Source organism: Veillonella parvula (assembly GCF_032577575.1).
GTDB lineage: Bacteria > Bacillota > Negativicutes > Veillonellales > Veillonellaceae > Veillonella.
In genome coordinates, this window is the sequence record NZ_JAWFVO010000002.1 from 461,940 (window position 1) to 473,165 (window position 11,226).

Genomic DNA, 11,226 nt, shown 5'->3' on the forward strand with positions numbered 1-11,226 from the left:
TTTTAATTATTCCATATTATATATAATATTTAATCGTCCATTTGGTAATGTTTGTACCGTGGCGGACACGCCGTAGATGTGTCGGATGGTCTCCTCTGTTAATACTTCGTGAGGGGGCCCTGTACACACTACGGAGCCGTCTTTTAAGGCAATGAGACGGTCGCAATAAATAGCTGCTAAATTCAAATCATGAATAGCGGACACTACTGTTGCATCAAGGCGTTTTACAATCGTCATCAGTTCCAGCTGATACTTAATATCTAAGTGGTTTGTCGGTTCGTCTAGCACTAGGCATTCTGTGCGCTGTGCCAAGGCACGTGCTAAGATAACACGCTGCTGCTCACCACCAGATAAGGTATTAAAATTGCGACTTTCAAAATCACTAAGCCCTACTTGAGACAGCGCATGTCGAGCGATTTCATAGTCATCGATTTTATCTCTGTCGAGCAGTCCTTTATAAGGGGAGCGGCCCATAAGGACCATTTCAAGAACGGAAAAATCAAAGTTAACCGTACTATGCTGTGCCACTACTGCCATTTTTAAGGCCGTATCGCGATGACTTAGAGAACTCATTTCAGTGCCATCAAAGAAAATCTTGCCGTTATTAGGTTTAAGCACTCGATATAAACATTTCAAGAACGTACTTTTACCACTCCCATTAGGACCTATAATTCCAACAAATTCCTTATTTCGTATATCTAGGGAAATATCATGGAGGATCGTTTTCGGGCCAAATGAGACTTGGATATTATCTGTTTGAATATTCATTATTCCCCTCCAAATCCGTAGTTCTTACGCACCAACATATACACAAAGGTTGGTGCACCAATGAGAGAAATGAGAATGCCGATTGGCAATTCTGCGTGAGGAATAATGCAGCGGCACAAGCCATCAGCAATAACGAGGAAAATGCTACCCCCTAATGCGCTGAATGGAATCAAGGTCCAGTGATTCGTGCCGATCGTCATGCGCACAAGGTGAGGAATCAAGAGTCCTACAAAACCAATCATACCCGCAGCGTACACCACAAAGCCAATAATAAGTGAGCTAATAATCAAATAGACTTGTCGATATCTATGCAAATCGCGACCTAAGGTGATGGCCACCTCATCGCCGAGAAGCATAATGTTTAAAACTCTGCTTTGAGACCAAAAGAATAGAATGCTCACGAGTACAACGATGGCAATAAATGGCAACATGTCCCATTTAGCGCCCGCAAAGCTACCCATCAACCAGTACGTAATGGTTTGGATGCCTTCCTTATCGTCCGCCAAATAGACCACAAAACTTGAGAAGGAGCTACATACAGCGCTTAATGCCAAGCCCCCTAAGATCAATTTCACCGAGTTTGGTCGTCCACCCAAGTTTGAGATAAACAATACACCGAAGGAAATCGCCATAGCCCCAATAAAGGCCATAATGCCGACAAAGTTCTCACCGAACATAACCCCTACACCGAATAAAATAGCTACCGTAGCGCCAAGGGATGCACCCGATGAAATACCCAAGATATATGGATCCGCTAGTGGATTTTTAACGATAGCCTGCATGATAACGCCAGATACGGCAAGGCCTGCCCCGATAATGGCAGCCATCAACAGCCGCGGCATACGCAATAACCATATAATGGTCTGCTCTGGACCATTCATAGGATCATCGATAGCCAAAGGGCTAGAAAATTGATCCATTACAATATTAAAAATTTGAGAAAATGAAAATTGTACTGTACCAACAGAAAGTCCCCATAGAATGGCTACTGCTAGCACCCCTATGAGGACAAATCCGCCAGCAGTATATCCAATACGTTTTAGCATACTGCTCCTTTATTAATGAATTAAATCTGGTACCCCTTCTGAATATAGATTAGGGTACAACCCATGCGATACGATGTCGATACCATCTGATAAACGAATACCAGGACTATATACAGCGAGCAATGGCAAGAAATGAACGCGCTTATTGCGCAATGCATTAACACCTTGTAAACCTGGCTGCGTTAGTACATAGTTCATAATCACATCCGCTTGGCTATATTCACCATCAGATACAATCAAGAATATAACGTCCGGATTCTGTTCAATTACATCCTCCATACTAATAGTCGGAGTTTCCGTGTCGATTACATCGGCATGTAAAGAATCCCCTATATTACCGGCTAATGTCTTATGTCCATACAATCGAAAATGCTTACCTTGCACCTCGACAAACAATGCCTTTGGTGGCTTCTCATGAGCCGTTTGGGCCACTGTATGTGCTACAGATTGTTCCATATCGTGAATCAACTTTTCTGCTTCCATGTTACGGTTAAAGATACGGCCTAAATCACGAATATATTGGTACTCCATATCCATGGTCAGTGCAGACTGCGCCCCTAGAGAAGATTCTGCAATATACACATTCGCATGTCGTGACTGCCAAAATGCAGGTGGTCGTAACCCTTTATTAGTAAAAGTAGATCGCCAACCAACTAGTAAATCAGGCTTCATCATTAATACACTTTCTAAATTGGCGTATTTCAGATCCTTGTATGGGATTTTATCGTACGCTTCACGGTATTCTGGGCGCACGTATTTGCGATCTGGAATCCCCATACCCGCTACGATACGATTCCCTTCACCAAGGGCAATGATGGTTTCTATGGAGTTTTGCCACATCGCCACCACACGTTCAGGTACCGCCGTATAGGTGCTTTCAAAAGGTTCCCCTCGGCGCACATAAGACTTGATTGTTACCGGCGGCTGTAGTTCGATATGCGTAGATGTAGACTGATGGTCCTCAACAGTTACCTGCTGAGGACCACAACCTACGCATAGTAATAGACATAGTATTAATGCGCTGAATCTAATCATTAGAATTTATATTTCGCCCCAATCATGAAGGAACGTGCCGGCATAGCCGCACTACCACGACCATTGTAAGCGCTATAGCTTGTTTCATAAGCGCGGTTAAGAACATTGTTCACTACAATGTACGCAGTTAAATCTTTTGTTACATCATAGTTGAGGTTCCAGTCCACGATGAGGAAACGTCTATGAGTGAATGCATAGTCGCTGTTACCAGTGTACCAATTAATCAACAAGCCAGAATATAGACGCTTGTTATCATAAGAAATGTTCAATGCATAGTGGTTTTGCGGACGCAAGCTATTAATAGCCACATTGATATCATCGCTATTGCTATAACCCCAGTTTGGATCAAGAATCCAACCACCTTTAGATAACCATTTATCTTTCATATGAGAATAAGACGCACTCATTGTTACATGTTCATTTAATCTGTGGTCTACTGTAATATTGAAAGATTGTTTGTTTTCTTTCGCATTAACTGCTGTTTTTTCAAACTCACCGGATCTGCCATTCCAAATTGGCAATGTAGCGATGGCATTTTTCATGCGTGTGTAATCATAGTGAACTGCTACAGTAGTATTATTGTTTTTCCCAAATGTATGTAATAGGCCCCATGTGAAAGCATCGCCTCTTTCGTCATCTAACGGTGTATTAAATACTCCATCAGTCGCACTATAGTCGCCTGTTTTAAGCGGTCTTAAGATACGAGTCCACCCAGCGTACATACTAGTCTTCTTGTTAAATTTAACTTGACCATGCAAACTAGGAGTCAAGGCGCTTACACTACCCTTACCTTGGGAGTCACCGCTGCCATTACCTTGAATACTGCTATAGTGTACATAGCGCAATGCTGGTGTTAATTCCACATTGTTACCAATGTAGATTTTATCTTGTAAATAAGCATATAAAGTATTACGACGAATATCAGAAGACACTACATCACCATTACGTTTAATAGAACGGGAATTCAAATTAGAGCGACTATAGTCGATATTAGCAATAATATCATGCTTATCAAGTTGGCGAGTCCATTGAAGTTCTACACCTGTTTTATTTTCTTTATACCATCTATTTGGGCTACCTGCCATACCGCCTGTTTCAGCAATCCATTGACGCAATGCATCACGACGATCTGGGAATGGTGCCAAATTGGAATCAACCCATGCATTAAATTGCTCCACAGTAGCGCCATTAGGGAATGCCGCAGCATAGGCAGCACGTGCGGCCTCGCTACCAAGTTTAGACCATGTATATGTATCGCGACCTTCATATCGATGATCTAAACGATACAATCTAGCAAAGCTTTCCATTTGACCTTGGCGATCGAAAGTAAATTTCAAATCTGTGTCTAAGTTTTTAAACTTACTATAAGAACCATAATGACCATCTAAAGCGAATAAATTGTGGTAGCCAGGGTTTCTGGAGTCACCATACAACTTAGGTGCATAACCTTGTGGATTTTCATCTGTATCTACATATTTAGGATCTGTTTTCAACTTGTAATTAGTATCATATTGGCCAACTTCAGCATTGAAAATAATGCGACGCCAATCATCTGCATTCCAGTATTTCCGGCTTGGTGTAGAAATTGGATACCCATCGCGACCTTTTTTGAAGTTCATTGAGAACTGTAAGCTTTGTTTCTTATTGAACTCATGGTCAATACGTGCATTAAATCCTTCTTCGCGCCATTTAGAACCTGTAAGAGTGGCTACTTCACCAGTATCACCATCTTTATACTTCGTATCTTGAGACATAGTACGTGTAGCTGTTACAAAGTAACCAGTAGATGCATTCTTACCTGCCGCACCTTGTACAGTCAAGTTATAACTATGCTTGTTCCAGCTGCCTGTAGCCAAATCAACGGAACCGCTGAAATTGCCTTTACCACGGCGTGTAATGATATTGATGACACCACCTGTAGCATCAGAACCATATTGAGAAGCACCAGGGCCTTTGATAACTTCGATTTTATCAATAGCATCCATGTTGGTTACTTCATCAATATTTACACCTGTAGATTTAGAGCCTCTTTCAGAGCTATCACCTAAACGACCAGATGTAATATTGTCTACACGACGACCATCTACTAATACTACAACGCGGGAGTCACCATTGATGGACACACCATTATTATAAAATTGGTAACCATACTCGCCACCACGGTAACCAGGATTTTGGAATGTAACACCTGGAACGCGTTTAATCGCTTCAGTTACATCGCGATAATGACGTTTTTCAATCTCTTCACGAGTGATAACCTTTACATCACCACCAGTACGGTAATAAGATTGCTCAGTAATGGTATTACCATACTCATCCTTTGCCGCATCGGCTTTTACCGAAACATTATGAACCTCATAACCCTTGAAGTTCTCATCATACGCATAGGCTTGATACGTACCTAACGCTAACGTTGCCGCAATAGCAGCAGATAAAATACGACGACTCGTCATAACCCCTCCACACACAATAAATACACAATAAAAAAAATATTAAAACTAATCCTCTAACAAATGCGTTTCTTGTATTTTCTGAATTAAAACTACACACAAACATAATTCATACATTATCAGCTATAGAAGATTAGTTAAAACCATAATCTACATTAACCACAATCGTAACTGGCTCACCTGTTGTATTCTCTATACCGCCAGAGCTCTCTACGAGGCTAGCAGCAGCATTATCGAGAATGCTAGAGCCACTGCTACCGATCATATTCGCACCAGCAAAGTTGCCATCCGCATCAAAAGTGATTTCAAAGGAAACTCGTCCACTGAGGCCACGGCGCACCGCCTGTTGCGGCATTACTTTATTACTCTCAACGCGAGCAATATAACCTGAACTATCGTAAGATCCCCCACGACGTTCTACATCACCTGGACCTGGATCACCACCTTTAGAACCATTGCCCTCATTACCAAGGCCTCCATTACCAATAACCCCACCACCTCCAGGGCCAGGTACATTTCCACTCCCTGGAATGCCAACAGGATTATCAGTATTACCATTCAAATTGACTGATGCCGTCTCATTACCACCTAAGTAAGGATTCAGATTTTTTAAGCCTTCTGTGGGCTTTCCCGATAAATCAGGCAATACACTACCTGCTTTACCGCCTCCTGCGACTGGTTTGTCGTCAGGTTGAATCTTTAATTTCTCAGGATCTTTCTTCTCTTGAGGAGGTTCTTGCTGCCCCATATCAAGGTTGATAACCAAGTCTTTTTTGGGTGTTTCTGGAGGTTTTATATGACCAAACCAATCACCTACAACACCCCAATATACAAGATTTAATGCCAATGCAGCTACGAAAGGAATTCCATATCGTTTATCTACCATAGAATCACTTCCGTTCTGTAGCTACGCTAACAAACCGAGCACCACTAATTTTAAGATTATCTAAAATATTGATAACGTCCTTATACGCAATATCCTCAGAGGCACGCACAATAAATGCTTGTTGAGGTTCTTTTGCAACAATACCTTGAATTTCATTACCTAATTGATCAGGGACAATCTCACGTTCATTCAAATACATCTTATGTGTAGCTGTTAATGAAATTGTGATAGGCTCAATCGTCTTTGCAGAAGAAGAGGAAGCCTTTGGTAAGTTAAGAGGAATTTGTTCCTCTGTATTCATATACAACGTACTCATCATGAAAAATACGAGCAAGAAGAAAACGATATCAATCATAGGTATAATCATGATGGTAGGTTCTTTTTGTATGCCTACTGAACTACGTTTCATCGTTGACTCCTAATATATAAATCCATAATAGAACCTAATTTTTGCTCTAATTTCGCGATATCTGAATTTACTTTATCTGTGCACCAACTATGGATGGCTAATGCTACGATGGCTACTGAAAGCCCTGTTGCAGTGGCAACCAGCGCTTCGGATACGCCGCCTGTAATAACAGTAGGAGCACCAATATCGCCACCAACGGCTGCGAAGGAGCGGATCATGCCAACAACAGTACCCAAAAGGCCAAGTAATGGAGCCATTGTTACCATCATGCTAAGCCAGTTAAGACCACGTTTTAAACGTTCATCCATGTACCCTACCACATCATGTAAACGATTCTCTAAACCTTCCGCACTATATACAGACTCCACGATAGGAGACACGAATCGACTCAATGCATCATCACTATTTTTTATAGAATTCTCTAGAGTAGACCAATTATTACTATTACGGCCTGCATCAATGCTATCGGACAACTGCTGTAACTCATGATTGATGTTTCTGTACGTACGAATACGTTCAAATAAAATAGTACATGCTGCTAACATGAATAGTACAAGTGGATACATAACGAAACCACCTGCATTAAATAGGTGAATTGTATACTCCATCATAGCCTCCATATAATGTATAAAATTACGTGTTATTTAACAAAAAAATGGTCATCTATATTATTAGATTAACCACCAACATTGACATTATCCTATAAAGCATGTATAAGTACAATAACCCTATACCCCCTACCGTTATGATATTTCTATAGGATTCTATTCTAACCACATATTTCATCCACCTTAAATATACATCTATCCACTATATATAGACAAGATTAAATTCTCGCATAAAAGCTTTATAATTATTATAAAGAATATAATATAAGCATCTATTAAAACTATGCTTAATAAGAGAATTCCTCATATTTTACGGTATAAAATTATTATAATTCACTTCCTACCCTCAAAGGTTTTCTGTATTTTTATGAATCTATTATTGCTTCATGAATATAATTTATTCATACATGAATAATACTTATACTCTAAACCATCAATGTCTTTACCGTCCATTGATTACTCCTATAGCGCTCAATATATCTTATAAACTTATAAATAATATACTCAAGTCACAAATTTGCAATCTATATAAAAAGAGGACTAAGCCTTAATGGGCTCGGTCCTCTGATTATTCTGATTATAATAGCATAAATCCTTATAGAAAATTATATGCCATGTATAGCTCTTATTTATTTTTTAGCTTTATCAGCTTTTGCCTTTTTATTTTCTTTTACTTTTTTAGGTTTTTCTTGTTTAACCTTTACTGGTTTTTTCGCATTAACAGCAGCACCAGCAGGCTTTACAAAAGCATTATTAAGATTTGTTGCCACTTGTAATGCTACGTCCGCATTTGGCGTAGAAACAATGGATTGACCGGCTACGGTTACAGTGTCACCACTATACGATGCAGAACCCGGTGTTACTTGATTGTTATGATACAATCGAGCTAATTTGCCAGCCATATAATAAGCACGCTCTTCTCCTGTGTAACGGCCACTTCCTGCTGGGGTATAGATATTATCGCCATTTACATACACAGTACCATTCGATACATTTACATGGTTTCCCGAATAGGCGTACATGCGGGAAATATTATTATTCACCCGATCGGATAACTTTGGATGGTTGTTAGGTGCTACCACCTGTGAAAGCCCTTCACGGTAGTATTCCCCCACTTTGTTGCGCAGTACTGCCATAGAACCAGCTGCACCACCCACATTGTATGGAGACTCACTTAAAATCTTAAAGCCTAACTCATCAGCGGCTTTTTCTTGGCTCATCGTAAACACTTGATTAGATAAGTAGTTGCCTGCCACATTAGATAAAATAGCCGCACCTTCACTACCGCCAGCAGCAATGCCAACCGCTGTAGAAAGACCGATTTGCTTCTTAGCGCCATTAATAATATCTTTATGCTCACCATGAGAGATTTCATGAGCCATTACATAGGCTAATTGATCATCATCCAGTGTATCTAGAGCACCCTTGTTAATGGACATAACACGGCCAAGTGTGGCAAACGCATTAAACTCCTCATCAGGATTTGCATATACAACGTAAGAACGCTTTACACTAGGTGTAGCCTCTAATGTCTTCATGATTCGATTTACACGCTCTTGGGCTGCACTATCGTTTAAGTAACCAGTTTTCTCTTTTGTGCGCGCCAAACTCTCCTGTTGCCCCTCTGCAGAATTATCCATTTTATTTAATGCAGTAGATACGTAAGCCATAGCAATAGCACCACCAGCTAAGGATTGTACCGCAGCAGACGCAGCATTAACAGAAGCCGTTTGCATCATACTAGGTGCCATTGTCACTGCCATAGCAACAGATAAGGTAGCCGCTGTAAGTTTCTTATTCATTCTCTCAACCTCTTAAACAATGATATAGCTATATAATAAAACAATATAGAATGTAAGAAAACGTCAGAATTTCCACACTACCTATATAATATTACTTCATGATAAATATAGAATGAATAATGGAACAATCATTCATCTATCATAAGATGGTGCAATCTATTATGGTTAATTCAAACATTGCTAACTATTGATCTGTCGTTACTGGTTTAGCTGAAAGTACTACCGCTTCTTTACCATCTTTAGAAACAGCGCCACCATGTGTATAGCCTACTACATCAAAGCCTGCCTCAGCACACTGCTCTGCGATGCTTTCATAATTTTCATTCTTACCACGCGTACATGTAGAAAGATGTACCGTAGTAACACCTTTTTTCTTAAAAGACTCAATCTTCTTAGCTAGATCCCCACCACTATGTGTGAACCCCACCAACTCAATATCCTCATCAGCATAACGCTCAAAGGAATCCGCTTTATTCATAAATGCTTTCAAACAACCGCCACAAGAACAGCGTTGCATTGTATCCTCATTTACGAGGACCGCAATTTTTTTAGACATAAAACCTCCTGTCAAAACATTGTACGCAATCATTATACCATAATCAATATAAAATAATGTGTCTCAGGATACATTACTTACAAGAAATACCCTGATGTACGCCATTATAAATCAGGGTGTTATATTACATAATAGCTTCTTCGCGGCCAAATTTACCGTTTTTGTATTCCCCATAAGCGAGAAGAAGCTCTGTTTTATTTGTCATAACAAATGACCCTTGTTTTACCACTGGTTCATTGAGGGGTTCTCCAGCGAGAACGAAGATTTCAAGGCCTTCATCACCAGACTCTACCTCAAAGCGCTCTCCATCATTTTTGAAAAGTACAAAGTCTGCAAATTCTATGCTTTCACCATTGGCACTACCTGTACCATTAATCACAAGGAAGCCTGTATTCCAAGTCATATTCTCAGAAATAGAGATCCATGAATTAGGTTGAAGTTTTAATTTGTAAATATTCATCGGTGTATGGGATTTAGCAGGACCTGTTATATGTCTGAAAGCACCTGTGTAAACGATGGCATCGATTGTTTCATCAAGAGATTGATACCGCCCCATTGTGGTAGCAGGTATATATTGATATGCAGGTGCATCGTTTTTATAACGTTCAGGTAGATTTACCCATAATTGTAAAGCATGGAACAAACGTCCCCGCTTTGCATATTCTTTTTCATGAAATTCTTTGTGCAAAACACCACTAGCTGCAGTCATCCATTGCACATCACCAGAGTGAATAACACCACTATTACCAGCTGCATCTTTATGTTCAATGGAGCCGGAAAAAGAAAATGTTACCGTTTCAAAGCCTTTATGGGGATGTGGAGTGACACCTGTATCAAAAGGACTGGCCTCAAAATAATATGGCTCGTTATAGTCGAGTAACAAAAATGGAGACATACGATCAAGCATAGGTGACTCATCGCCATCAGGGAAGTACTGACGTACTCTAAATCCATTGCCTACCCAATGAATATCAGGAGCTTTAATAATTCTTTCAATTGTTCTTACAGGATTCATTCTATCACCTCTTAATCGAACAGGATTCATAATAGTTGTATTATATATGAATAGATGCTCATATATCTCAATACTATTATATCTATTTTTTTCGATATGTCAAGGGTGGGCTATTAGAATAGTAATTTACATAAGTTTCGAGCTACTCAACTAATTTACGGTTCGATAATACCATTGGTGATATGTGCTGCGAAATTGATTAATACAGATAGATTTAACTTGTACACCCTTGGCTGGAGACGGCTCGAGCAGGTATAAAAGCTGTAACTCGTTAAAGCACAAAAATAGAGGGCCAACCGTTTAGGGTTGACCCTCTATTTTATTAATCAGCGAGTTCTTATGTACGGCTCTTTCCTCCAGGATACTGGGTGTTCGTCGCTGTGGATGGCCATGTAGCATAGCTACATGGCCATCTTACGCTCCGAACTAAGCGATGCAGTGAATCTGTCGTCGCTTCGCTTCTCCATCTTCTACTGCCCTGCTCACCAGGTACCCTGGGAGGATAGGAAGCCATACAACAAAAAAAGACACACCCTCAGGTGTGCCTTTAAGCAATCAGCAGCTTCCTATCCTCCCAGGCCGTCTCCAGCCAAGTACTTTCGGCGTTTATGAGCTTAACTACTGTGTTCGAGATGGGAACAGGTGGATCCT

10 protein-coding genes and 1 rRNA gene are annotated in these 11,226 nt (G+C 40.3%); all 11 read right to left on the minus strand.

Annotated features, from left to right (window positions below; translation table 11 throughout):
• Positions 1-6: 6 nt before the first annotated feature.
• Positions 7-768, minus strand: coding sequence for an ABC transporter ATP-binding protein (locus E7K77_RS05995; protein ID WP_195394587.1), 762 nt, complete (start codon positions 766-768; stop codon positions 7-9).
• Positions 768-1,814: a FecCD family ABC transporter permease gene (locus tag E7K77_RS06000; RefSeq protein ID WP_195394588.1), complete on the minus strand. Its 1,047-nt coding sequence runs from the start codon at positions 1,812-1,814 to the stop codon at positions 768-770. Before E7K77_RS06000 ends, E7K77_RS05995 begins: the two co-directional genes overlap by 1 nt.
• A 12-nt stretch (positions 1,815-1,826) precedes the next feature.
• Complete coding sequence (locus tag E7K77_RS06005) at positions 1,827-2,849, minus strand: ABC transporter substrate-binding protein (RefSeq protein ID WP_008715095.1); 1,023 nt, start codon at positions 2,847-2,849, stop codon at positions 1,827-1,829.
• Positions 2,849-5,302 carry a TonB-dependent receptor plug domain-containing protein gene (locus tag E7K77_RS06010; protein WP_316060077.1) on the minus strand — a complete coding sequence of 818 codons (2,454 nt, stop codon included), beginning with the start codon at positions 5,300-5,302 and terminating at the stop codon, positions 2,849-2,851. The genes E7K77_RS06005 and E7K77_RS06010 overlap by 1 nt, the downstream gene beginning before the upstream one ends.
• Before the next feature lie 130 nt (positions 5,303-5,432).
• Entirely contained in the window at positions 5,433-6,185 is a 753-nt protein-coding gene (locus E7K77_RS06015; RefSeq protein ID WP_004694372.1) for a TonB family protein, read from the minus strand.
• A gap of 4 nt (positions 6,186-6,189) precedes the next feature.
• Positions 6,190-6,594, minus strand: coding sequence for an ExbD/TolR family protein (locus tag E7K77_RS06020; protein WP_004694375.1), 405 nt, complete (start codon positions 6,592-6,594; stop codon positions 6,190-6,192).
• Positions 6,591-7,202, minus strand: coding sequence for a MotA/TolQ/ExbB proton channel family protein (locus E7K77_RS06025; protein WP_004694376.1), 612 nt, complete (start codon positions 7,200-7,202; stop codon positions 6,591-6,593). The genes E7K77_RS06020 and E7K77_RS06025 overlap by 4 nt, the downstream gene beginning before the upstream one ends.
• 629 nt (positions 7,203-7,831) lie before the next feature.
• Positions 7,832-9,004: a M48 family metallopeptidase gene (locus tag E7K77_RS06030; RefSeq protein ID WP_325306445.1), complete on the minus strand. Its 1,173-nt coding sequence runs from the start codon at positions 9,002-9,004 to the stop codon at positions 7,832-7,834.
• Positions 9,005-9,188: 184 nt separating this feature from the next.
• The gene (locus E7K77_RS06035; protein WP_012863665.1) at positions 9,189-9,560 is read right to left on the minus strand and encodes a CGGC domain-containing protein; all 372 of its coding nucleotides are present in this window, start codon (positions 9,558-9,560) and stop codon (positions 9,189-9,191) included.
• A gap of 124 nt (positions 9,561-9,684) precedes the next feature.
• Positions 9,685-10,575 carry a pirin family protein gene (locus tag E7K77_RS06040; protein WP_325306446.1) on the minus strand — a complete coding sequence of 297 codons (891 nt, stop codon included), beginning with the start codon at positions 10,573-10,575 and terminating at the stop codon, positions 9,685-9,687.
• Between the two features lie 553 nt (positions 10,576-11,128).
• Positions 11,129-11,226, minus strand: a 5S ribosomal RNA gene (gene rrf / locus E7K77_RS06045); the annotation flags it as partial.

What these genes read in the sequence shown, in the direction of transcription:
- E7K77_RS05995 (WP_195394587.1), bottom strand. Translation starts at nt 768, where the DNA reads ATGAATATTCAAACAGATAATATCCAAGTCTCATTTGGCCCGAAAACG.
- E7K77_RS06000 (WP_195394588.1), bottom strand. Translation starts at nt 1,814, where the DNA reads ATGCTAAAACGTATTGGATATACTGCTGGCGGATTTGTCCTCATAGGG.
- E7K77_RS06005 (WP_008715095.1), bottom strand. Translation starts at nt 2,849, where the DNA reads ATGATTAGATTCAGCGCATTAATACTATGTCTATTACTATGCGTAGGT.
- E7K77_RS06010 (WP_316060077.1), bottom strand. Translation starts at nt 5,302, where the DNA reads ATGACGAGTCGTCGTATTTTATCTGCTGCTATTGCGGCAACGTTAGCG.
- E7K77_RS06015 (WP_004694372.1), bottom strand. Translation starts at nt 6,185, where the DNA reads ATGGTAGATAAACGATATGGAATTCCTTTCGTAGCTGCATTGGCATTA.
- E7K77_RS06020 (WP_004694375.1), bottom strand. Translation starts at nt 6,594, where the DNA reads ATGAAACGTAGTTCAGTAGGCATACAAAAAGAACCTACCATCATGATT.
- E7K77_RS06025 (WP_004694376.1), bottom strand. Translation starts at nt 7,202, where the DNA reads ATGGAGTATACAATTCACCTATTTAATGCAGGTGGTTTCGTTATGTAT.
- E7K77_RS06030 (WP_325306445.1), bottom strand. Translation starts at nt 9,004, where the DNA reads ATGAATAAGAAACTTACAGCGGCTACCTTATCTGTTGCTATGGCAGTG.
- E7K77_RS06035 (WP_012863665.1), bottom strand. Translation starts at nt 9,560, where the DNA reads ATGTCTAAAAAAATTGCGGTCCTCGTAAATGAGGATACAATGCAACGC.
- E7K77_RS06040 (WP_325306446.1), bottom strand. Translation starts at nt 10,575, where the DNA reads ATGAATCCTGTAAGAACAATTGAAAGAATTATTAAAGCTCCTGATATT.